Origin of the sequence: Streptomyces sp. NPDC058000 (assembly GCF_042886435.1) — a bacterium.
In the GTDB taxonomy this organism is placed as follows: Bacteria; Actinomycetota; Actinomycetes; order Streptomycetales; family Streptomycetaceae; genus Streptomyces.
On the sequence record NZ_JBHVQS010000022.1, the window covers coordinates 56,088 to 78,800 of the forward strand.

General features: G+C 74.0%; 19 protein-coding genes. 8 read left to right on the plus strand and 11 right to left on the minus strand.

Going from position 1 to position 22,713, the window contains the following annotated elements:
• Window positions 1-104 precede the first annotated feature (104 nt).
• The 3 genes from ACFVT2_RS21950 to ACFVT2_RS21960 all read left to right on the plus strand — a co-directional run bounded on the left by ACFVT2_RS21950 (window position 105) and on the right by ACFVT2_RS21960 (window position 2,925).
• Complete coding sequence (locus tag ACFVT2_RS21950; RefSeq protein ID WP_390020335.1) at window positions 105-671, plus strand: rhodanese-like domain-containing protein; 567 nt, start codon at window positions 105-107, stop codon at window positions 669-671.
• Between the two features lie 287 nt (window positions 672-958).
• Entirely contained in the window at window positions 959-2,020 is a 1,062-nt protein-coding gene (locus ACFVT2_RS21955) for a PucR family transcriptional regulator (RefSeq protein ID WP_390020338.1), read from the plus strand.
• A gap of 200 nt (window positions 2,021-2,220) precedes the next feature.
• Window positions 2,221-2,925 carry a LysE family translocator gene (locus tag ACFVT2_RS21960; protein ID WP_390020340.1) on the plus strand — a complete coding sequence of 235 codons (705 nt, stop codon included), beginning with the start codon at window positions 2,221-2,223 and terminating at the stop codon, window positions 2,923-2,925.
• An 87-nt stretch (window positions 2,926-3,012) separates the two neighbouring features.
• Here the strand turns inward: ACFVT2_RS21960 and ACFVT2_RS21965 are convergent, their stop codons facing one another.
• The 3 genes from ACFVT2_RS21965 to ACFVT2_RS21975 form a co-directional block, all read right to left on the minus strand.
• Window positions 3,013-4,857 carry a phospholipase C gene (locus tag ACFVT2_RS21965; protein ID WP_390020342.1) on the minus strand — a complete coding sequence of 615 codons (1,845 nt, stop codon included), beginning with the start codon at window positions 4,855-4,857 and terminating at the stop codon, window positions 3,013-3,015.
• 275 nt (window positions 4,858-5,132) lie between these two features.
• Window positions 5,133-6,470, minus strand: coding sequence for an iron uptake transporter deferrochelatase/peroxidase subunit (gene efeB, locus ACFVT2_RS21970; protein ID WP_390020345.1), 1,338 nt, complete (start codon window positions 6,468-6,470; stop codon window positions 5,133-5,135).
• A complete protein-coding gene (locus ACFVT2_RS21975; protein ID WP_390020347.1) occupies window positions 6,467-7,672 on the minus strand; it encodes an EfeM/EfeO family lipoprotein in 1,206 nt (401 codons plus the stop codon). The genes efeB and ACFVT2_RS21975 overlap by 4 nt, the downstream gene beginning before the upstream one ends.
• Before the next feature lie 305 nt (window positions 7,673-7,977).
• Here ACFVT2_RS21975 and ACFVT2_RS21980 point away from each other — a divergent pair, with 305 nt between their 5' ends.
• The gene (locus ACFVT2_RS21980) at window positions 7,978-8,829 is read left to right on the plus strand and encodes a hypothetical protein (RefSeq protein WP_390020349.1); all 852 of its coding nucleotides are present in this window, start codon (window positions 7,978-7,980) and stop codon (window positions 8,827-8,829) included.
• A 51-nt stretch (window positions 8,830-8,880) separates the two neighbouring features.
• Here the strand turns inward: ACFVT2_RS21980 and ACFVT2_RS21985 are convergent, their stop codons facing one another.
• The 6 genes from ACFVT2_RS21985 to ACFVT2_RS22010 form a co-directional block, all read right to left on the minus strand.
• Complete coding sequence (locus ACFVT2_RS21985) at window positions 8,881-9,657, minus strand: class I SAM-dependent methyltransferase (protein ID WP_390020352.1); 777 nt, start codon at window positions 9,655-9,657, stop codon at window positions 8,881-8,883.
• A gap of 164 nt (window positions 9,658-9,821) precedes the next feature.
• Window positions 9,822-11,039 (minus strand): aminotransferase class V-fold PLP-dependent enzyme, encoded by a 1,218-nt coding sequence (locus tag ACFVT2_RS21990; RefSeq protein ID WP_390020354.1) that lies wholly within the window; start codon window positions 11,037-11,039, stop codon window positions 9,822-9,824.
• Window positions 11,040-11,044: 5 nt separating this feature from the next.
• Window positions 11,045-12,388, minus strand: coding sequence for a pyridoxal-phosphate dependent enzyme (locus ACFVT2_RS21995; RefSeq protein ID WP_390020357.1), 1,344 nt, complete (start codon window positions 12,386-12,388; stop codon window positions 11,045-11,047).
• Entirely contained in the window at window positions 12,385-13,863 is a 1,479-nt protein-coding gene (locus ACFVT2_RS22000; RefSeq protein WP_390020481.1) for a Y4yA family PLP-dependent enzyme, read from the minus strand. The genes ACFVT2_RS21995 and ACFVT2_RS22000 overlap by 4 nt, the downstream gene beginning before the upstream one ends.
• A gap of 176 nt (window positions 13,864-14,039) precedes the next feature.
• The gene (locus ACFVT2_RS22005; protein ID WP_390020484.1) at window positions 14,040-15,203 is read right to left on the minus strand and encodes an alpha-hydroxy-acid oxidizing protein; all 1,164 of its coding nucleotides are present in this window, start codon (window positions 15,201-15,203) and stop codon (window positions 14,040-14,042) included.
• A gap of 96 nt (window positions 15,204-15,299) precedes the next feature.
• On the minus strand, window positions 15,300-15,518 hold the full coding sequence (locus ACFVT2_RS22010; protein WP_390020359.1) for a hypothetical protein: 219 nt from the start codon (window positions 15,516-15,518) through the stop codon (window positions 15,300-15,302).
• Window positions 15,519-15,713: 195 nt separating this feature from the next.
• On the opposite strand from ACFVT2_RS22010, the gene ACFVT2_RS22015 reads away from it, so the two are divergent.
• The 4 genes from ACFVT2_RS22015 to ACFVT2_RS22030 all read left to right on the plus strand — a co-directional run bounded on the left by ACFVT2_RS22015 (window position 15,714) and on the right by ACFVT2_RS22030 (window position 19,753).
• The gene (locus ACFVT2_RS22015; RefSeq protein ID WP_390020362.1) at window positions 15,714-17,030 is read left to right on the plus strand and encodes a VWA domain-containing protein; all 1,317 of its coding nucleotides are present in this window, start codon (window positions 15,714-15,716) and stop codon (window positions 17,028-17,030) included.
• Between the two features lie 17 nt (window positions 17,031-17,047).
• Window positions 17,048-17,896, plus strand: coding sequence for a hypothetical protein (locus tag ACFVT2_RS22020; RefSeq protein WP_390020364.1), 849 nt, complete (start codon window positions 17,048-17,050; stop codon window positions 17,894-17,896).
• A 200-nt stretch (window positions 17,897-18,096) separates the two neighbouring features.
• Window positions 18,097-18,537 carry a hypothetical protein gene (locus ACFVT2_RS22025; protein WP_390020367.1) on the plus strand — a complete coding sequence of 147 codons (441 nt, stop codon included), beginning with the start codon at window positions 18,097-18,099 and terminating at the stop codon, window positions 18,535-18,537.
• Between the two features lie 103 nt (window positions 18,538-18,640).
• Window positions 18,641-19,753 (plus strand): PP2C family protein-serine/threonine phosphatase, encoded by a 1,113-nt coding sequence (locus ACFVT2_RS22030; RefSeq protein WP_390020369.1) that lies wholly within the window; start codon window positions 18,641-18,643, stop codon window positions 19,751-19,753.
• 67 nt (window positions 19,754-19,820) lie between these two features.
• Here the strand turns inward: ACFVT2_RS22030 and ACFVT2_RS22035 are convergent, their stop codons facing one another.
• Both ACFVT2_RS22035 and ACFVT2_RS22040 read right to left on the minus strand, forming a co-directional pair.
• Window positions 19,821-20,993 carry a PP2C family protein-serine/threonine phosphatase gene (locus tag ACFVT2_RS22035; protein ID WP_390020372.1) on the minus strand — a complete coding sequence of 391 codons (1,173 nt, stop codon included), beginning with the start codon at window positions 20,991-20,993 and terminating at the stop codon, window positions 19,821-19,823.
• Between the two features lie 167 nt (window positions 20,994-21,160).
• A complete protein-coding gene (locus ACFVT2_RS22040) occupies window positions 21,161-22,699 on the minus strand; it encodes a hypothetical protein (RefSeq protein WP_390020374.1) in 1,539 nt (512 codons plus the stop codon).
• Window positions 22,700-22,713 lie beyond the last annotated feature (14 nt).

Here is a 22,713-nt window from a genome sequence, read left to right on the forward strand (position 1 = left end):
GTGATTGCGGGGTGGGCGGGTCGGTTCCACGGCAACTCCCGTCGATATACCCCTATGGGTATCCTACCGAAGGGGGCACCACCCACGAGAACGGAATGATCTTCATGAGCTCTGCTACCGAACTCACCCCGGACCAGGTCCGCACACGCCTGGCCGAGTTCACCGTCATCGACGTGCGCACCCCCGGCGAATACGCCTCCGGCCACCTGGCCGGCGCCCACAACATCCCCCTGGACCTTCTCGATGCGGCGCTCGACGCCCTGCGGGCCGCAGCCGGCCGCGGCGACCTCCTCGTCGTCTGCGCCTCCGGCGCCCGCTCCGCCCAGGCACGCGAGCGCCTCGCCGAGCACGGCGTCCCCGCCGTCACCCTCTCCGGCGGTACCGGCAACTGGACCCGACTCGGACACGACCTCCACCGCCCTGCCGGCGCCCGCCCGGTCTGGGCGATGGAACGCCAGGTCCGGCTCGCCGCCGGCTCCCTCGTCCTGGTCGGACTGCTCGCCGGCCGGCGTTGGACCGCCGCCCGCTGGCTGTCCGCGGGAGTCGCCGGCGGACTGGTCTTCTCCGCCGTCACCGACACCTGCGGCATGGCCCGGGTCCTCGCCAAGCTCCCCCACAACCAGCCCCGCGCCACCGACCTCGACGCGACGCTGACCGCCCTCGGCGGCTGAAGGAGGGCGCGCCGGCGGCGCGGTGGCCGGCACCGCTCATGCCCTGCCAGACTCCGGGCGCCGGTCGGGACGGTGCAGCCGCCCGCGCTCACCGACCGGACGTGTCAACGGGCGTGAGCGGCCGGCCGATCGCCGTCGGACCGTCCCGTCACCCGACCTGACCCCCACGTGGCCCGCGTGCGGCCCGTACCGCCCCGGCCGTGGCTCGCCTGGACGCCCCGCACCCTCCTTGTGTTAAGAAAGTGTCAAGGGAGCGTCAAGAAAACACACCGAGGAGTGGGGAACGCGTGACGGGGCGGGAGCTGCCCGAGGAATTCCTGGCCGGGTACGCGGGGGTCCTCACCGATGTGGCACGGACCGGGCGGCGGCTGAATCGCGACGAGCTCCAGGCGCGGCGCGTCGCGGGCGAACGGGCCGCCGAGGAGGGGCACAGCCTGCGGGCCCTGGTCAATGCGCACCTCGCGGTCGCCCGGGCGGCCTGGCCGCGGTCCGCGTCGGCGCCGGCCGACAGTGTGCTGGCGGCGCTGGCCCAGGCGGTGGACGCGCTGGCCGGCGGCTACGAACGCGCGCAGCACCTCGCGGTGCGCCAGGAGGAGGCCGCCCGGCGGGAGTTCATCGACGACCTGCTCTACGGGGGCAGCGACCTGGGGCGGCTGGCGGAGCGGGCGGAACGCTTCGGGCTGCGGCTCTCGCACGCCCACGCGGTCGCGGTGGCCGAGGGTTCGGTGGCGTACACGGAGGCCGACCCGGTGGCCCGCCGGGTGCACCAGGCGCTGGTGGGGCGGTTCGGGGACCGGCAGTTGCTGCTGACCACGAAGGAAGGGCGGCTGATCTGTATCGCGCCGGGCGATCCGGCGGAGGTACTGGCGCACTTCGCGCGGCAGTCGCACACCGCCATCGGCGGGGGCCGGGTGGCGGTCGGCCGGACGCACGGCGGCGCCGGGGGCATCGTCCAGTCCTACGAAGAGGCGCTCAACGCACTGGAGTTGGCCGAGCGGCTGGGGCTCGGCGACCCCGTGCTGTACGCCGCCGACCTGCTGGTCTACCCGGTGCTCACCCGGGACCGGCAGGCCATGGCCGACCTGGTGCTCAGCACACTGGGGCCGTTGCGGGAGGCCCGGGGCGGGGCCGGGCCGCTGTTGGAGACCCTGGCGGTGTATTTCGACGCGGGGTGCATAGCGGCGGAGGCGGCCCGGCGGCTGTCGCTGAGCGTGCGGGCGCTGACCTATCGACTGGCCCGGGTACACCAGCTCACCGGCGCGGATCCGGCCGATCCGGTGCACCGGTACACCCTGCACACCGCCGTGATCGGCGCCCGGCTGCTGGACTGGCCCGCCCAGGAACTGTGAGCGGCGCGGTACGACGCACGGGCGGCGAGCCGGGAACCGGGCGCGGGTGCGGGTATTCGCGGAGTGGGGCCAGCGGGATCAGCAGGGCCCATGGGATCAGCGGGATCAGTGGATGATGCCGAGGACGAGGAACACCAGGCCGGCCAGTGCTGCGAGGCAACCGCGGGGACGGATCGGCGATGACCTCCTAGGCTCACGACATGTTCACACATGACATGTTCACCTCGCTCTTGTGGTTCGCCGGTGTGGCCGCGCTCATCAACGTCACCCCGGGACTGGACACCATGCTCGTCCTGCGCACCTCCATCGCACACGGCCGGACCGGCGGACGGGCCGCCGCGCTCGGCATCCTGACCGGCTGCCTGGCATGGGGCCTGGCCACCGCCGTCGGCCTGACGGCGCTGCTGACCGCGTCCCGGCTGGCCTTCGACGCGCTACGGATCGGCGGCGCCCTCTACCTGGTGTGGCTGGGCGGTTCGGCGCTATGGCAGGCCCGGCGGCGCGCGGGAAGCGGGGCGGCCGGGGAGCCCGCGACCGCCGCTGCGACCGCGGACACCACCCCGGCGCCGATGCCCGCAGCGGCGCCCGGGACGGCTGCACAGGGGCGGTGGGCCGCCTTCCGGGCCGGGATCGGCACCAATCTGCTCAACCCCAAGGCCGGCATCTTCTACATGAGCCTGATCCCGCAGTTCCTCCCGCACGACACCCCGGCGTTCGGCGCGACCCTGCTGCTCACCGCGATCGACGTCCTCGAACTGGCGCTGTGGTACTGGGTCGTCACCACGGCCGCCGCCGCCCTGGGCGAGCGGGTCCGGCGCCCGTCCTTCCGCCGCCGCATGGAGCAGGTCAGCGGCCTCGCCTTCCTGGGATTCGCCGCGAACCTGCTGCTCGCGGAACGGGCCTAGCCGGACACATGCCGCGCCCGGCCGGGCCGACCGCTGTGGGCGGTGGTCCGGCCGGGCGCGGAGGGTGCGGGCCCGGGTTCACCCGGTTCAGGTCGTGCGCTGCTCCTGGCGGCGCCGGAGGGCGAAGAAGGTGCCGGTGGCGCCGGCCGCGACCGCGGCCGCGCCGATGCTCACGGGCAGGACGGGGAAACCGGACCCGCCGTCGACGGCCGCGGTGTTCTGCATCGCGGAGCCCGGGGTGATGCTGGTCCGGACCGGCTTGACCGGGCGGATCGGGCCGACGGACTTGACCGAGCCGTCGGTGTTCAGCAGCACCTGCTTGCCGTTGGGGTGCCGGAAGTCGAACATCGAGGTCAGCGCGCCGGCGCGGGCGTCGAAGGAGGCGTCACCGATCCGGCCGATGTGCCAGTTGTCCTCGATGAACTTGATGATCGAGGTCTGCTCGGTGGCGGTGTGGTCGATGTGGTTGGTCCTGCTGTACGGGGAGATGACCAGCAGCGGCTGACGGGTGCCCGGGCCACAGCGGTCCTGGTAGCCGCCGGCGGCCGCCGGGCCGGACTGGCAGGCCGGGCTGTCGGTGGACTTGCCGTTGGATCCGGCGGCGGTGTCCTTGGAGCCGTTGCGCGGCTTGGCGAAGGCGTGGTCGTACCAGCCGTCCGAGTCGTCGTAGGCGACGACGACGGCGGTGTCCTTCCACTGGGGCGACTGCTGGATGCGGTTGATCTGGTCGACGAGGAAGTGCTGTTCGTCGATCGGGTCGGAGTTGCCGGCGTGGCCGTCCCGGTAGGCGGGGGCCTTGAGGAAGCTGACGGCCGGCAGCTTGCCCGCGCGCAGTGCGGCGTCGAAGTCGGTCAGGTCGTAGTTGTGATTCGCCTGGCCGGCGTGGCCGATCTCGTCGACGCTCTTGGGCGGCAGGTGGTGCGGGTTGGCCGTGGACTTGTAGTACTGGAAGGGGGCGTGGTGCGGGCTGTAGTCGACGACGGCCGCTCCCCCGACGTTGGCGTGGGTGGTGCCGGTGCACTTGGCGTAGTGGCCCTGCTGGCCGTCCCACGCGGTGCTGGGCCGGAAGCCGCCCTGGAACCAACCCCAGCTGACATCACGGGCGTTGAGCAGGTCGCCGATGTTGCGGCCCTGCATCGCGGCGAGCGCGCTCTTGCCGGTGTGGTCCTTGCCGGAGCAGTCGTCGTACGCCGGGTCCGGGTCGTTGATCATCGTGCCGACGCCCCGGGCGTCCGGCGACTGGACGGCGTAACCGTCCGGCTTGGCGGTCTGCTTCGGGTCCTCGGTGCCGGAGGTCGGGTCCGTGGAGATCACGCCGTGGGTCTGGCCGGAGACCAGGTTGATCGCACCCGGGGTGGAGGGCCCGTAGACCGAGCCGAAGGAGCGGTCGTTGAGGGCGTAGTGCTGGGCGTAGTTCCACAGGCCGGTGACGGTGTTGCCGTCGTAGTAGTCCATCACCAGGCCGGGCTCGCCGAAGAGGCCGCCGGAGCACTTGCCGGAGTCGGTGTTCTGGACGAACTCGTCGGCCTTGCCGCCGTGGTACGCGTACTGCTCGGGGCCGTACTCGTGGTTCTGGTCGCAGGTCATGGCCTGCTGCGGGGTGAGCCGCTTGGGGAGGTACTGGTTCGGGTTGTGCTTGAGCAGCCCGGCGGTGCGCAGGTTGTCGATGTCCCGAGGGGTCTTCGGGGACGGGGTGAACTTCGTCCCGTCGGTGTTCGCGGCCTTGGGGTAGGTGGCGAAGTAGTGGTCGAACGAGATGTTCTCGTCGAAGAGGACGACCACGTGCTTGATGGGGGTGGCGGTTCCGGAGGGGCCGGGGTGCGGGCCGCCGGCCGCCAGGGCCGGGGCTCCCCCGCCCAGCGCGGCGAGCGCCATGGTGCCGGCGACGGCCCCCACGATCCGTATCGCTTGGGTCTTTCCCCTGATGGCCATCTGGTTCTCATCCTCCGGGCTGTTCGCGGTTGCTCCGTACGGCCGGATGCTCTGCCGGGCGGACGGCGTCGGGGCAGAGCCATGATGGCGGGTGAGTGAACACCGAGTCAGGTATCCAAGGGTAAAGCTTGACTGTCTGTTGACCGTTGGGGTTCACGGGTGGCTCGTTCCTCCGTTCTACGCGAACGGTGGGCGGGCTGCCTGGCGGCGGAGCCGGGCGGGGCCTGTCCGGTGGGTCAACGCCGCGGACCCGGCCGTGCTCCGCCGGGCCGGCCCTACGGCGCCAAGAGGGCCCGGCCGTACCAGTCGGACCGGTCCCGTACGCCCGGTAGCGCGAAGAAGTAGCCGCCGCCGAAGGGCTTGACGTAGTCGGTCAGCGGTTCGCCCGCCAGCCGGCGCTGGACGGTCTCGAACTGGCGGGCCAGGTCCTGTTGGTAGCAGCAGAAGAGCAGGCCCATGTCGAGGTTGCCGTTGGCGTCCATGCCGCGGTCGTAGTTGTAGGCGCGGCGCAGCAGCCGCTGGTCGGTGGTGTCCGCGGTGCGCGGGTTGGCCTTGCGGATGTGGCTGTCCAGGGGGATGACGTCGCCCTTGGGGTCGCCGGGGTAGTCGGGGCTGTCGTGCTCGTCGTTGCCGTCGAGCGGGGCGCCGGTCTCCCGGGCGCGGCCGAACATTCGCTCCTGCTCGGTCAGCGAGACCCGGTCCCAGAACTCCACCAGCATCCGGATCAGGCGGACGACCTGGTAGCTGCCGCCGACCGCCCAGTCCGGCTCGCCCGTGCCCGGTCCGACCCACACCAGGCCCTTCATCTCGCGGGACGATCCCGGGTCGGGGTTGGCGGTGCCGTCCTTGAAGCCGAAGAGGTTGCGGGGCGTGCCGGTGGGGCGGGGCGGGCTGGCGAAGCCGTCGAGCCGCCAGCGGACCTGGAGGGCGCCGCGGGTGTGGCGGGCGATGTCGCGCAGTGCGTGCAGCACGGTGTCGGTGTCGTCGGCGCACAGTTGGAGGCTCAGGTCGCCGTGGCACCAGTCCGGTTGCAGGTCGTCGTCGGGGAAGGCGGGCATGGCGGTGAGGCGGCGGGGCGCGCGGGCCCGCAGTCCGAACCGGTCGTCGAAGAGCGCCGCGCCGACGCCGACGGTGACCGCCAGTGCGCCGGCCGGGAGTTGGGGGCCGAGGATGCCGGAGTCGGCGGGCGGGCCGGTGACGCCGAGCGGGTCCGGGACGCCGCCGCCGGTGAGGAAGCGGGCCCGTTCGGTGAGGGTGCGCAGCAGGTCGGCCAGGTCCCGACGGCCCTCGGCGGTGACGTCGAAGGCGACGAACGCGGTGACCCGGCGGGGCGGGGTGAGGACGGCGGCCTGGTGCGGTCCGTGGAAGGGCACGGCGGGTGCAGCCCCGCCGAGCGGTCCGGTGCCGGGCAGCGGGAGCTGCGGGCCGGGGCCGTCGGCGGAGAGGGCGCGGGCGGGCGCGGCGGCGCCGGCCGCGAGTCCGGCGCCGCCGGCCACAAGCCCTCCGGCGCCGGCCAGTGCCGCGCCGCGCAGGAACCCGCGCCGGGCGACGCCGGTCCGCCGGGCGCCCTTCGTACCGTCGTCGCTGCTGCCGCCGTGCTGGGCGTCGTTCACACCGTCCTCCGCGGATCGCACAGGGTGGCCACCGAGGCCAGCCGCTCCACCAGGTCGCCCACCGCCGCGTTGGTCCGCTGCCGTTCGGGGCGGCTCAGGCCGTCCAGTGGGGTCCAGCGCCCGTCCCGGTGGAAGCCGTCGAGCAACCGGCCGGTGCGGTCCAACGCGCTGTCCAGGGAAGGGAGTTCCGGATAGCGGGTGGTGAGCAGGGGGCGCAGTCGGGCGAGCACCGCGCGGGTGCCGTCGAGGTTGGCGCGGGCGGTGGCGAGGTTGCTGCCGCTGCCGTAGTCGGTGCGGCCGGTCAGCTCGAACTGCTCGGTGTTCTCCAGGATTTCGTGGGCCCGCAGCCCGAGCGCCGCCGGGTCCATCCGGGCCTGCGCCCAGTCGTCGCGCAGGGCCCGGACCGCCTCGGCGAGCGCGGTGGCGGGGGCGCTCAGCCCGGCGGCCGGCTCGCCGTGCCACAGGCCGTACTCGACGCGGTGGAATCCGGTGAACCCGGGATCGTGGACGCCGCCCGCGAGCCCGGCCGTGGTCCCGTTGATCTTCTTGTCCGCGTCACCGAACTCGCCGTAGGCCGCGCCCAGCCGCTCGTAGGTCAGGTGGGCGGGCAGCCAGGCGGTGCGGGCGGCGGACAGGTCGCCGTCGGTGACGGCGGTGCGCAGGGTGTCGGTCTGGCGGACGAGGTCGTCGAGGCCGCCGGCGACCCACTTCTGGTAGTCGATCGCCGGGTCGATCAGATCGTGCTGGGTGACCGGCGCGGCGGCCGGGCCGCCGGGGCCGGTGCCGGAGATGCGGACGGTGGGCCCGGTGACCGCGTCGGCGTCGTCGGGCAGGCAGGTGAAGGCGTACGCGCCGGGGCCGAGGCGGACCCGCAGTTGCCGGGTGGTGCCGGGGCCGATGCCCTCGACCTCGCCGTGGACCGGACCGCCGCCGGCACCGCGCAGGTAGACCTCGGCGGCGCGGCTGGAGCTGTTGCGGAGGTCGAAGACCTGGGTGCCGGGGCGGGGGTGCTGCCAGCCGCGGCCGCACTCGCCCGCGGAGATCTCGACGGTGGTGTGCGGGAGGCCGTCGGCGGTGGTCCCGACGTCCGGTCCGGCGCCCGCGGTCAGCGTGACCGCGGTGATCGCGCCGGCCACGGCCACGGCGCCGCCGGGACCCCAGACGCGCGGCGACCGCAGTCGCCGCAGGCCGGCTCGTGGCACGGGTCCTCCTGGGGGCGTACGGGGAACGGTGTCGGAAGGGCGGGAGGGACCCGTGGTCGCTCCGCCGCACATGCTAGGCAGATGCGGCGCCCCCGAACATCCTTCCGACGTCCTGGACACCAAGAGTTTCCCCTGGTTTCACCGTCGCGTCGGCGCCACGGACGGCCGCCGGGCACGGATCCCGGCCGGTTCCGGAAAATCCACGGGGTACGGGGGTGAACCTTCCGCTCACCATGACCGTCTACAGTCCTGTAGACATTCGCGGGTCAGGGAACGTGCGCAACCGTGCGCCGGAAGGGCGGAACATGACGATCGGACAGCCGGGCAGCACGACGGCGGCCCCCGAGGCCCCAGGACGATACCTCGGCGCCGCTCCCGGCCGGAGCAAGGTCCCCGAGGTGACGGCGCTGTTCTGGGTGGTGAAGATCCTCACCACCGGCATGGGCGAGACCGCCTCGGACTACCTGGGCCGGACGCTCGGGCCGATACCCGCCGGCGCCCTGGGCTTCACGTGCTTCGCCGTCGCGCTGGTGGCACAGTTCCGCTCGACCCGCTACCGGGCCGGGATCTACTGGTCGGCGATCGTCATGGTGAGCGTCTTCGGGACGATGGCCGCCGACGTCGTCCACGTCATCGCCGGCATCCCGTACGTGGTCTCCACCCTCGCCTTCTCGGTGGCGCTGGCCGTCATCCTGATCGCCTGGTACGCCTCCGAGGGCACCCTCTCCATCCACAGCATCCGCACCCGGCGCCGGGAGACCTTCTACTGGGCGACCGTGCTCACCACCTTCGCCCTGGGCACCGCCGTCGGCGACCTCACCGCGGGCACTCTGCACCTGGGGTACCTGACCTCGGGCCTCGTCTTCGGCGCGCTCATCCTGGTGCCCGCGCTCTCCGGACGGTTCCTCGGCCTCAACGCGGTCGCCGCGTTCTGGGGCGCCTACATCCTGACCCGCCCGCTCGGCGCCTCCTTCGCCGACTGGATGGGCGTTTCGGCCACCCGCGGCGGCCTCGACTGGGGCACCGGACCAGTCACCCTCGCCCTCACCGTGCCCATCGCCCTGCTCGTCGGCTATCTCGCGGTGACCGGCAAGGACACCCCGAGGGACGCGACCGACGACGCCCCCGTGGAAGCGGTACCGGTCGTCGCCGGCTGAGCTGCGCCGGTCAACGGTCCGCGGCGGGCACCCGCCCGCCGCGGACGTCGCCTACCGGATCGCGACCAGCACACAGCTGTCGCCGAACTGCCATACCGGGACGACATACGCGAAACCGGCCTCGCGCAGCAGTGCGGTGTGATCGGACACCGACAGCCCGTTGTCCGCGCAGCCGTCACCGCCGCCGTCGGCGGGCACCCGCAGTCGGCGGCGGCGCTCGGCGAGCGGTTCGGCCAGCTCCGGCTCCGCCGACACCGCCGCCCACCAGGACTCCCAGTCCTCGTGGGCGCCGTCCTGTAGCCGCTCGGCGCGCCGGCGCCCGACATGGGCGGCGAGCGCCCCGGCGACGGCCCCGGACTGCGGGAGGTGGTCGCCGTTGACCAGGGCACCACCGGGCCGGAGCAGGGCGGCGAGTTGGGCGTAGGTGCGACGCAGGACGGGCTCGGGGAGGTAGTGCAGCGCGGTGGTGGAGACCGCGGCGTCCAGCGGGCGGCCGAGCGTCAGCGCCTCGACCCAACCGTCCGCACCGATCACGGCGTCGACGTAGCGGGCGGCCGAGGAGTGGTGAGTGCGGGCCAGTTCCAGCAGCAGCGGGTCCATGTCCACCCCGACGACCTCGGCGCGCGGCAGCCGCTCCGCGAGCCGGGCGGCGAGCGAGCCCGGGCCGCAGCCGAGATCGACGACCAGCGGACCACGCTGACCCGCCGTCACATACTCGACGACATCGGCGATCACCGTGAACCGCTCCTCGCGGTCGATGGCGTAGCGCCGTTGTTGGCGCTCCCAGCGCTCCACCCACCACTCCGCGACGGCCATGCTCAGCCCCATCTGGTCGCACCACTCCATCCGTTCCCACCCGCGCCGCACCGTCGACCACGAGGCTACAGGTGGAAACGGTTTCCATTAGCCATAGGGCCTCCCTTTCACTCCGGAGGGGCACCGCACGACGACGAACGGGCACCCAGCGGTACGGAACGGGCACGTAACGGCAGTCATGTCAGGGAAGCGAGCACGGCGAGCAACCGGTCGATCTCCTCAGGGGTGTTGTAGACGTGCAGACTGACCCGCACGGAACTGGTCCGCTCCCCCGCACCCGCCTGGCAGTGGCCGTCCGTGCGCACCATGAAGCCGTGGCTGAAGAGGATGAAGCCGAGGTCGCGGGCGCCGATGCCGCGATGCCGGAAGGTGACGATCCCGCAGCGCTGCTGGACCGGCGAGTCGACGGCCAGACTGCGCTGGCAGCCCAGGACTTCGTAGGCATCGAGGTGACGCAGGCCGTCGGACAGCCGGGCGGCGAGCGCGACCGTCCAGCGCGCGATCCGGTCGGTGCCCGCGGCGTCCAGCCAGTCCAGCGCCGCCGCCAGGCTCGCGATCCCGGTGGTGTTGGGGCTGCCCCGCCAGCCGCCGGGTTGCAGCTCCGGGCCACGGGCCTGCCGGGCCCAGAGCGCCCCGGAGCCGGGCAGCGCCAACGCCTTGTGGCCGGAGAACACCACGAAGTCCACGTCGAGTTCGGCCACCGAGACCGGCAGGTGGCCGACGCTCTGCGCGGCGTCCAGGCAGATCGGCACCTCCGGCCCGACCGCCCGGCGGATGAGGTGGACGTTCATGTCGCCGCCGTAGACGTGGTGAACGTGGGTGGCGGCCACGAAGCGGGTGCGGGGTCCGACGAGTCGGGCCAAGGCCGCGGGGTCGTAGTCGCCGGAGGAGGACTGGTGCGGCATCTCCCGGACCCGGATCCGCACGCCCTGCCGGTCCAGCAGGCGCTGCACCTCCAGCCACGGCGCCAGATTGGCCTCGTGGTCGGCGAACGGGACGATGATCTCGTCCCCGTCCGCGAGGAGTTCGGCCAACCAGTCCCGGGCGATCAGGCGCAGCCCCTCGGTGGTCCCACCGGTGAAGTGGACCGCCGAACGCTCCGGCTCCGGGTCGCCGAGGAAGGTCTTGACCCGGTCGCGGACGTCGGCCACCAGCGCGGTGGAGGCGTTGGCCCACGGATAGGAGCCACGACCGGCGTTGGCGTGCGCGGCGGTCAACTGGCCCAGTACGGCGTCCAGTACGGCCTGCGGCTTCTGCCCGGTGGCCGCACTGTCCAGATAGGTCAGCTCCGGGTGGGCGGTGATGATCGGGAACTGGGCGCGCAGGGCGCGCTGCCACGGCCCCAGTTCCGTGAAGAGCGCGGCACCCTGGCCGTGCGCGGCGATCGGGGCCATCGCGGTCAGTCCCGGACCAGCGGCGCGCCGGCGTCCCGCCAGGCGATGACGCCCCCGGTGAGACTGCGGACGTCGGGATGCCCCATCCGGGTCAGCAGTGCCGCGTAGCGGGCGGACTGCTCGCCGACGGGACAGACCAGCAGCACCGGCTGCCGGGTACTGAACGGCAGCCCGCCCCGCACCAGTTCGTCGAAGAGCTCGTCCACGATGTTGATCGCCCCCTCGATGTGCAGTGCGGCGTACGCGAACGGACTGCGCAGATCGACGACGAGCGGGCGGTCCCGTTCGATCCACTTCTGCGCGTCCGGGGTCTCGATGGCCGGGGCCGCGGCGATCTCGGCGTCCGTCAGGTCGGCCGGGTCGTTCCGGCGGGGCGGCTGGCGGAACAGGTCGGGGCGGCGCCGCTTGGTGTAGCTGAGGTAGCTCTCGATCCGGTCGCAGACGATGAACACCGCCGCCCTGCGGACCTGCGGACCCTCCTGCTGACCCTCCGTCAACTCGGCGTCCAGGGAGCGGAGATGGCGGACCGTGCCGTAGTACGCGGCGCCGCCGGTGGGGCCGGCCAGGATGCCGCAGCGCCGGGCCAGCGTCAGCATGCCCTCGATGGCCTCGTCGGAGCTGACCGCCTCCACCGTGTCGTAGGTCGCCGGGTCGAAGAGGCCGACCTCGTGGACCTCGTCCAGGGTGCGGATGCCCGGGATGAAGTCGGACTTTGCGGCGACCAGGCCGACGACCTGCACCCGGGGGTCGTGCTCGCGCAGCACCCGGGCCACCCCGGTGGACGAACCGGCGGTGCCGACGCAGGCGACGAACCAGTCGGGGGCCCGCCCGTCCAGGTCCTTGACGATCTCCGGGCCGGTGCCGGTGGCGTGCGCCTCGGTGTTGCGGGGGTTGAAGTACTGGTCGGTGTGGAGGTAGCTGCTGCCGGGTTCGGACAGCTCCCGGTGGAAGAGGGTGAGCGGGTCCTCGGTGTTGGTCGGGTCCAGGCATTCGCTCTGGCCGGGCAACTCCTCGATGTCGGCGCCCAGCAACAGGAGCAGGTCCTTGATCTCGGGTATCCGCATCCGGTTGGTCACGCTCTTGAACGAGAGGCCGTGCATCCCCGCGATGACCGCCAGCGCCTTGGCGGTGTTGCCGCTGGAGAGCTCCACGACCTGGCTGCCGTGCTCCGCGGCGGCCGCCAGGCCCGGCCGGGCCATGTTCCAGGCGGCCCGGTCCTTCACCGACCCGAAGGGGTTGAGCAGTTCCAGCTTGGCGTACAGGTCGATGTGGTGCAGACCGTGCACGGCCGGATCGATCCGTACCAGCGGCGTGTTCCCGATGGCCTCGGTGATGCTCTCGTACCTCATGGCTCTCCCCCTGGACGTGTGATCGGCCAGTACTGCTCGTCGAGGCACCAGCGCCAGGAATCGTCCTCCTGCCAGGCGGCGACCTTGCGCGCGACGGGCTGGTGCTGCGCGCGGCTGGTCTGGAAGTCCATGCAGTATCCGGCGGTGTTGGCGAAGGCCAGCAGCTCACCGGGGCGCGGCAGCCGGGGCAGGAAGACCATCCGGCGGGTGATCAGGTCGGCCTCCAGGCAGAGGCTGCCGGCCAGGTAGACCCCGGCCGCCGGGCCGTCGCCCGCGACCGCACGGGTGCCGTCCCGCCCGAGCAGGACGGGGTCCATCAGCACCCCGTGCTCCTCCAGCCCGGCGTCGTCCGCCTTCATCGCCAGGCGCACCAGCGGCTCCCCGCTGTCCGTGCGGCGCACCTCCACCACCCGGGCGAGCACCAGCCCGCACTGGTCCACCAGGGCCCGCCCCGGCTCGGTGTACAGGTCGTAGAGGTTCTCCAGCAGGAGGGTGGCCAGCGTGCGGCCGCCGAACGAGGGGGCGGGCAGCGCCAGCAGTTCGTCGAGGTAGCGGGCCCCGGCGACCGGGCGGTGGGCCGGATAGAGGCCGAGCGCCCCGCGCAGGGTGCCGGCGTCGTTGCGGAGCCCGTAGCCGTGGCCGCGCCAGGTGAGCGCGGGGCGGCGGCCGAGTACGGCGGCGGTCAGTTCGGAGGTGTAGCGCTCCCACTGTGCGGCGTGCGCGAGGTAGTTGACGCCGAAGCCGCCGCCGATGTCCACCGCCCGCGGCCGCAGGCCCCGGCTGAGGCACGCGTCCATGGCCCGGACGCAGCCCTCCAGGGCGCGCGCCTTCTCCTCCGGGCTGGTGGTGTCGAGGTGGTAGCCGACGCCGGTCAGCTCCAGGACGTCGGCGTGCCGCTCGACGGTCTTCAGCAGGGTGTCCAGCTCCCCGGCCGGGGTGCCGAAGCGGCTGGGCCGGGTCAGCACCCGCACGCCGGGCCCGTCGAAGGCGGACAGCCGCACCAGCACCCGTATGCGGGCCAGTTGGTGCGCGCGCACCAGTGCCGCCAGTTCGTCCAGTTCCGCGGCCGAATCGGCGTTGACGGTGGCGCCGACCCGGGCGGCGAGCCACAGGAACTCGCGGTTCTTCGGCCCGGTCGCCATGATCCGGTCCGGGGCGAAGCCCGCGCCGAGGGCGTGTTGCAGTTCGCCCAGCGAGGCGACGTCCACCGCAGCTTCGGTCGCCGCCAGCCGTCGCAGCAGCGCACTGGAGCGGTTCGCCTTGTGCGCGTAGAAGACCTGGCCGCCGAGCCGGTGGGTGCGGTACGCGGCGCGGAACCGCGCGGCGTTCTCGGCGATCTGGTCGGGCAGCACCACGTTCAGCGGCGAGCCCAGTGCGTCGACGAGCGAGGGGAGGAGGTCCCCGGCGCCCAGCAGCGACGCCAGTCGCGTTTCCAGGCGCGGTTCCAGAGACAGCGGCTCCGGAGACGAAGGCACAGCAGCCGCCAAGAGACCCCCTTCGAAGTGGGCGCGAACTCGACCCGCACGGTTCGCCGTTAACCACTTCCCGCTCCCGACGGCCTTTACGCCCGCCCGCCGCGGCCCGCCCGGACTTGGCCCGATGCGGGCCCGCCGGGCGGCCGCGGGCCCCCTGGCCCGGCCCGAGGGGTCGTTCAGAGGCGCACCAACGCCTCCGGGCCGAGGGAGTCCAGGGTCGGGTAGCCGTCCACGGCCATCAGCAGGTCGGCCTCGGCGAGCAGCGAGCGCAGGACGTGCACCACGCCGTCGGCGCCGCCCAGGGCCAATCCGTAGGCGTACGGGCGGCCGACCGCGACGGCCGTGGCGCCCAGGGCCAGTGCCTTGATCACGTCGGTGCCGGTGCGCACACCGGAGTCGAAGAGCACCGGTAGGCCGTCGGCGGCGGACACCACGCCGGGCAGCGCGTCGAGGGCGGGGAGACCGCCGTTGGCCTGGCGGCCACCGTGGTTGGAGCAGTAGATGCCGTCCACGCCGCCGTCCCGGGCCCGGCGGACGTCCTCCGGGTGGCACAGGCCCTTGAGGATCAGCGGCAGTTCCGTCAGGGACCGCAACCAGGGCAGGTCGTCCCAGGTCAGCGGGTTGCCGAAGACGTTGGCGTAGTGGGCGACGGCGGCGGCCGGGTCCTCCTCCGGCGGCTTGCGGAGCCGGGAGCGGAAGACCGGGTCGGAGGTGTAGTTGGCCAGGCAGTGGCCGCGCAGCTGGGGGAAGTTGGCGGTGGTCAGGTCGCGCGGGCGCCAGCCGACGGTCCAGGTGTCCAGGGTCACCACGATGCCCTGGAATCCGGCCGCCTCGGCGCGGCGCACGAAGCTCTCCGCGAGGTCCCGGTCGGCGGGGGTGTAGAGCTGGAAGAGGCCGGGGGTGTCGCCGTATTGGGCGGCGACCGCCTCCATCGGGTCGGCGGAGAGGGTCGAGGCGATCATCGGGACGCCGGTGCGGGCCGCGGCCCGCGCGGTGGCCAGATCACCGTGCCCGTCCTGTGCGCAGATACCGAGTACCCCGATGGGCGCCATCAACAGCGGGGACGGCAGCGTCCGGCCGAACAGCTCGACGGACAGGTCCCGGTGCGCGGCGCCCACCATCATCCGCGGCATCAGCCCCCAGCGCGCGAAGGCGGCGACGTTGGCCCGCTGGGTGTGCTCGTCCCCGGCGCCGCCGGCCACGTACGACCAGACGGACGGGGGGAGCGCGGCCTCGGCGCGGGCCTCCAGGTCGGCGGTGGCCACCGGCAGCCCGGGGAGTTCACCGCGCAGGCCGCCCGCGTAGATCTCGTGTTGGTAGTCGCCGAAGTGCTGGGGCATGGACGGCATCGACTGCGTCTCCGTTCGGTCGCCGGTTCCGCGCTGGCACGCGATTCCCTGGACCCCGCGAAGTTACTCACGGGTTCCCAGGGATTCCTATCGCGTTCCGGCGGTGGGCGACACGGGCGGACGCGCCAAGATCCGGTCAATCGCGCCGGAGGGGTCCGCCAGGCGGCACAGGTGCGGCTCGCCGTGCGGGTCGACCGGGCAGGGGTGGTCGAGCTGCCGGCCCTGCTCGGCGGCCACCCTCAGCACTCCGTGGGCGCCGATTCCGCGGAAGTGCCAGATGCGGAGGCCGACCTGGCGCGGAGACATCGGACACCCGTCGGCGGGCCGTTCCGCGACACGTCATGCCGCACCGTCCGGGGCGGACGACCCACCGGTCACGGGCGCGGCGACAGGCGGCGGACGGGGTCGGGGAGTTGCGCACGGCCGCTCCGCCTATGGGGTGTTTGCGGCCCGGGTCAGGGTCGTTTTGGAGTCGGGACGATTTCTCCATACGATCCGGCGATGATCACCAGAACGATCAGCAAACGGATCACCAGAAAGAGGCTGGCGGCCGGGGTGTGCGGGCTGCTCGCCGCGATGGCGATGGCGCTGTCGCTGTCGCCCACGCCGGCCAGCGCCGGCGAACCCACCCCCGGAGCCACCCCGGCGGCCGCCCCCAAAGTGGAGCTGACCCTCGACGTCAGCGGCTCGATGCGGACCCGGGACATCGACGGGCAGAGCCGGATGGCCGCGGCGAAGCAGGCGTTCAACGAGGTCCTGGACGCCGTACCGAAGGACGTCCAGCTCGGCATACGGACGCTCGGCGCCAACTACCCCGGCAACGACCGGCAGGTCGGCTGCACGGACACCAAGCTGCTCTACCCCGTCGGGCCGCTCGACCGGACCGAGGCGAAGACCGCGGTGGCCACGCTCGCGCCCACCGGCTGGACGCCGATCGGCCCGGCCCTCCAGGCCGCCGCCAAGGACCTCAAGGGCGGTGACGGGCAGCGCCGGATCGTCCTGATCACCGACGGCGAGGACACCTGCCAGCCGCTCGACCCCTGCCAGGTGGCCCGGGACATCGCCGCCCAGGGCATCCACCTCACCGTCGACACCCTCGGACTGCTGCCGGACGCCAAGACCCGCAGCCAGCTGAGCTGCATCGCCGAGGCCACCGGCGGCACCTACACCGCGGTGCAGCACACCAATCAACTCCGGGACCGCGTACACCAGTTGGTGGATCGCACGGCCCATCGGACGGCCACCCCGGTGGCGACCCAGGGTGCCGCGCAGTGCGCCACCGCCCCCGAGCTCAAGCCGGGCCTGTACAGCGACCGGGAGAAGTTCGCCGAGCACCGCTGGTACCGGGTCGACGTCAAGCCGGGCCAGGAACTGCGTGCCTCGGTGAGCATCGGCGCGGACCGCGCGGTCAACAACGACTACGGGGTGCTGCTGCGGGCCTCGACCCTGCACGGCCGGGAGATCGTCCGCGGCGATGAGGCCGGTGACGGCCGGACCGATGTCATCTCCACCGGGCTGCGCTACGCCAAGCCCGAGGTCGACTCGTCGGACAGTGCCACCAAGGACGCCGCCGAGACGGTCTGCCTCCAGGTGAGCAACTCCTTCTCGGCGGCCCCCTCGGTCAAGACCGAACCGGGCCTGCCGGTGGAGCTGGCCGTGGACCTCGTCGACGGGCCGCACGACGCCTCCGACGTGGCCTCCTTCGGCCTCGGCCGGGGCTGGTGGCTGCTCGGCGCGCTGGTCCTCGCCGGCCTGGTGGGCGGCCTGGTGTGGGGCTGGATCTCCCGTTGGCGCGTCACCGTCTGGAGGACCAACTGATGCGTAGCGTACGTAACATGACGGGCCGTGCGGTGCGGGCGGCCGGACTGCTCGCGAGCGCCGCCGCCCTGGCGTTCGCCGGCGGCATGGCGGGGGCGGGCACGGCGGTCGCCGACAGCCCGAGCCCGAGTGCGAGCGCGAGCGACGGCGGGGACGCCGCCAAGGGCCCCACGGAGGCCGGTACGTCCTTCCGCACCGCGACCCCGATCGCCGTGGACCAGCGGGCCACCGCCAGCGCCTCCACCGGCGACTACCTGTACTGGGTGCTGCCGGCCGACGCCGGGCAGCGGGTCACGGTCAAGGCCAAGGTGAGCCTGCCGGAGTCCGCGCGGCACAGCGCGGCGACCTGGCAGTTGGACGTCTACGACGGGCTGCGCCGCCGACAGGCGTGCCGGTACGGCGTGCAGACCAAGGCGGCGTCCCAGGACGCCTCGACGGTCGAGCTGTCCTGCGCGCTGCGCACCGTGCGCGGTTGGTCGGAGCAGTGGGCGAACGACCCGCTGCCGGGCAACTACTACGTGCGGCTGACCGCCGTCGGTCTGCCGGCGGAGGACCTGGGGCAGCCGGTCCAGGTGGAGGTCCAGGCGTCCGCGGCCGATGCGGGCGGCGCCCAGGCGGTGGACGGCAAGCTGTCCGCTCCCCTGGTGCCGGGCGCCGGGGCGGCCTCGCCCGAGCCGCAGCCGAGCAGTTCGGCGCAGCAGCCGGCGGCGGACGGTGCGCCCGACGGCGGCTGGTCCTCGGGCTGGTGGTCGGACCGCTGGGTGTGGACCGCGGTGGGCGGTGCGCTGGCCGCGCTGGCCGGCATCGGCGGCTACCGCATGTCGCGCGGCTCGGGCCGGCCGGCGCACCTGCCGCCGGGCGCCTGACCGGACCGGCGGCGCGATGGGCGGTCCCGGTGGGCGGTCGCGGTGGGGCTCCCCCGCCCCACCGGGGCCGCCCGGCCACCGGAACCCACCCGTCCGGAACCCGGCGGTCCCCGCCGGCAACCGGGCGGCGGGAATCACCATCCCTCCCGACGACAGCCGCGCCATCCGCGCGCACCCCGCACTCGTGGAGGAGAACCCCCGTGAAGCCAGCCCGTCCGGTCCGCCGGGTCGCCGGCACCGCCGTCACCGCCCTGCTGCTCGCCGCCGGCACCGTCGGCGCGCTGGCCTCCCCGGCCGTCGCCAAGGCCAACTCGGTGGCCGTCGGGAAGGTCGCGCTCGGCGCCGGGCGCCCCGCGGTCGTCACGGCCGATATCGCCTACTCCTGCGACCCGGGGTCGGACGTGCACCTCGCCGCGACCGCGACGAGCCGGCCCGCCAAGGGCCACCGCCCGGCCGTGGCCACCGGGACCCTCGCCAACAAGAAGCTGGTGTGCGACGCCCGGGTGCACCGGGCGCGCCTGGTCCTGCACCCCAAGCCCGGTGCGGCGTTCCACAAGAAGGACCGGGTGACCGTCGCGGCCGGCGTCGTCACCCCGCGCGGCGCCCACTACGCCGATGCGCGCCGGACCGTGACGCTCTGATCCCGCGCCGCGGCGGCCCTGGGGCCGGTCCGACCGTGATCCACCGGACCGGCCCGGACCGGCCCTGGGGGCGCGGGGGCCGTCGCAGGTGTAGAGAAGAGGTATGCGCGTACAGCGCGATCTCCCCCGCAGCGGCCGGCCCTGGCGGCTGAGCCACGGGCTGCTCGCCATTCCGCTCGCGCTGATCGTGGCGATCACCGTGCTGGACATCAGCACGCCCACCACCATCCACCTGGGCCCGTTCCTGGTGGCGGCGCCGGCGATCACGGCCTCGTTCGCCGGGCCCGGCCTCACCGGCGCCATCGGTGCCCTGGCGGTGGCCGCCCAGATCCTCATCGGCCAGTTGCACGGCGGGCTGACGACCGCGAACCACCAGGCGCAGATCGCCGCCCTGCTCGTGATCTCGGTGCTGGTCACGCTCTTCCGCTACGCCCGTGATCGGCACCAACGGCAGCTGGGCCAGGTGCGGTCGGTGGCGGTGGCGGCCCAGCAGGTGCTGCTGTGGCCGCTGCCGCACCGGATCGGGCGGTTGCGGATCGAGTCGGCCTACATCTCCGCGGAGGCCGAGGCCGAGATCGGCGGCGACCTCTACGGGGCGGTGCCGGTGCCCGGTGGGACCCGGATGGTGATCGGGGACGTCCGCGGCAAGGGGCTGGCCGCGATCGGGGAGGCCGCGGTGCTGGTCGGGGCGTTCCGGGGCTCGGCCTACCGGCACCTCCCCCTGACCGCGATGGTGGCGCACCTGGGCAACTCGGTGCACTGGAACTTGGCGCACGCCCCCGAGGAGGACCTGGAGTCCTTCGTCACCGCATTGGTCCTGGACGTCCACGACGACGATCCGGCCATCGAGATGGTGAACTGCGGGCACCCCCCGCCGCTCCTGCTGGGCGACGGGTGGATCCGGTCGCTGGAGGTCGCCGAGCCGGCGGTGCCGCTGGGTCTGACGGCTCCGGCGGAGAGCGACTACAAGGTGGAGAGCTTCACGTTCGCACCGGGCGAGGTGCTGCTGCTCTACACCGACGGCGTGATCGAGACCCGGGACCGCTCGGGGGCGTTCTATCCGCTGACCGACCGGTTGGCCCAGTGGAACGAACCCGATCCGGCCGCGCTGGTCCGACGCCTCCACGACGATCTTCTGCGCTACGCGGACGGCAATCTGAGCGACGACGTCGCGATGATCGCGATCACCCGGCCGCCGGAGCCCGACTCCGGGTGACCGCAGCCGGGGAACCGGAGCCGGGTTACCGGAGCCGGGGGATCCGTATCCGGGTGTCCGGGCCCGGTCACCGGCGGCGGATCCGCGCTGCCAGCACCGCCACGTCGTCTTCCGCGAACCGGCCGCCGAGGCGCACCAGCACCTCGTCGAGGACGTCGGCCGGGCCGGCCCGGGCGGGCAGCCGCATCCCGGCGAGCCGGGCGAGGGAGACGTCGATGTCCTCGCCGCGCCGCTCGACCAGGCCGTCGGTGAACATCAGCAGGGTGTCGGCGGGGGTGAGGGCGCGGGTGACGAGCGTGTAGCCGCCGGCGCCGGTGCCCAGCGGCGGGCCGGCCGGTACCGGCAGCAGCCGGGCGGTGCCGTCGGCGCCGAAGACGGCCGGCGGGAGGTGGCCGGCGCTGGCGAACGCGGCGATCCCGCGGGCCGGGTCGAGCTGGGCCAACAGGCAGGTCGCCGGGCGGCGGCGGTCGTCCCGGGCCACCACGGCGTCGAGCTGGCGCAGCACCCGGTGCGGCGGCAGCTCGGCCGAGGCGACGTAGCGCAGGGCGGAGCGGTAGGCGCTCATCTCCACGGCGGCCTCCAGACCGTGGCCCATGACGTCGCCCATGACCAGCAGGGTCCGCCCGAAGTGGAGCCGTACCGTCTCGCACCAGTCGCCGCCGACCAGGGCCCCGCTGTCGGCCGGCAGATAGCGGGTGGCGAGCTCCAGGTTGGGGTGCGGCCGGCCGGGGTCGGCGAGGAGGGCGCGCTGGAGGTCCAGTGCGGTGCGCCGGGCCGCGGCGTGCCGGCGGGCGTGCGCGAGGTGGACGGCCGCCAGGCGCGCCGCGTGGTGGAGGGTGGCGGTCTCGTGCGCGGTGAAGCCGCCGCCGGCGCGGACGGCGCGCAGCACGCCGTAGAGGTGGCCGTGGGCCAGGAGCGGGACCGACACCGGGGCCGGCGCGCTGGGGCCGCCCGGTTCCAGGAGGCTGGTACGGCCCTCGGCCGCGACCTGGTGGAGCGCCGCCGTGGCCCCGGCGGTGGCCGGGTGCGCGCCGGGGTGCCGGGCGCTCGGGGAACGCCCGTCCTCGGCGTCGTCGGGGAGCAGTTCCACCGCGGCGGCGTCGCACAGCGACCGGCAGACGAACCGGGCCAGTTCCGCGCAGGTGGTGCGGGCGTCGAGCGTGGTGCCGATCCGCTCGGCGGCATCCTCGGCGGCGCGCAGCCGCGCCCGTTCGGCGTGGCCGGTGCTGCTCGCGCTCATGGGCCCACTTCCGGGACTGCTGGTGCGGAGGGCTGACGCGGTGGAGTGGTGGGGTCACTCCCCGCGCCTTCGATCAAACACGGTGCGGAAGCCACCGGTCCGCACCAGCGGGCGGAGAGCGGATGAATTCTGGGTGTACGACCGTACGCGGGGCGTACGCCGGGGCGTCACCGGGTGGCCGGCGCGGGGGTCCGTGGGGCGGGCGGGAGGTAGGCGCGGTAGCCGCGGAAGGTGCCGGTGTCGGCCAGCGGCACGGGCCGCCAGCCGCGGGCGACGGCGGGCGGGGCGGCGGACGGTGGGACGAGCAGCGCCACGGGCCGGCGGGCGGCCTCGGCGCGCAGTTCCCGCGGGGTGGCGCTGGCGTCGGGGCCGGCGGTCTGCTCGGAGGCGCAGCCGGCGTAGTAGGCGAGTTGGACGGCGTGGTCGCCGGACAGGACGCAGGGCGGCCGCACCCCCATGGCGTGCAGGGCGGTGGCGGCCGCCGTGAAGTCCTGCCGCATGTGGCGGTTGCGGGCGGTGTTGCCGGTCAGCACGGCGCACTGGACGGCCAGGTGGGCGGCGAGCACCGCCGCGAGGAGGGCGGTGGCGCGCGGCCGGAGCCGGCCTCCGGGGGCGACCAGCCGCCACAGGCCGTCGGCCACGGGGAGGGACAGCAGCGCGTAGGCGGGCAGCAGGAAGCGGGGTGCGGCGTAGTCGATGAGGAAGAGGTACGGCACCGCGGTCGCCAGCGCGACGGCGGTGGGCAGCAGGGCGGTGGCCGGGCGCCGGGCCCGGACCGCGGCCCGTACGCCGACGGCGGTGAGGAGCGGCAGCGCGAAGAACCACACGGCGGTGACGGGATGGGTCCACGGCACGTCGCAGGGCCGGCACAGCCCCCGGCCGTCCAGGCTGCGGATCTGGTCGTCGACGGCCAGATTCCAGCCGATGCCGCCCTGGATCTCGGCGGCGCGGTGCAGCCGGGCGAACAGGCCCCCGTAGCGGGTGTACGCCTCGATGACCCAGTCCGCGGCGCCCAGCAGCAGCCCGCCGGCCATCAGCAGGACCAGTGCGGGGCGCCGCCACCGGGGCACCGCGAGGGCCGCCGCGGCCGGCACGAGCACCAGCCAGCCGGCGTCCGGCGGGCGCATCAGCGCGACCACCGCGACGGCCAACGGGAGCCCGGCGAGCGCCCGGCGGTCCGTGCGGTCCTGTACGGCGCGGAGGAAGCAGCCGGTGGCGGCGAGCGCCCCGTAGGCGGTCCAGAGGTTGGGCATGGCCTGGGGGCCGTAGTAGAGGGTGATCCAGAGGGTGGCGAAGAGCGCGCCGGCCAGGGCCAGCACCCGGGCGGGGAGCAGCGGCCGCCAGACCCGCAGCGCGGCCCAGAGGCCGACGCCGGACAGGACGGCGAGGGTGAGCCGTAGGGCGGTGGTGGAGGAGGTCAGGGCGGTGACCGGGGCGATGAGGTAGGTGATGCCGCGGGCCCGGGGGGCGCTGAAGAAGGCGGCCGGTACGTCCCGGGCGACCTGGCTGGCGTAGACGGTCTCGTCCCAGCCCAGGCCGGTGCCGGGGACCACCAGGACGAGTTGGAGGAGGGTGAACGCCGCGCCGGTGAGGGCCAGCCAGGGCAGCGGGCGGAGCGGGGACCGCGGGGCGGCGGGCGGGCGGTGGGCGGGCGCCGGTGCCGTCCGCACCGCCCGGCCGCCCGGGACGGACCGGCTCTCTTCCATGAGCAGACCTCGCG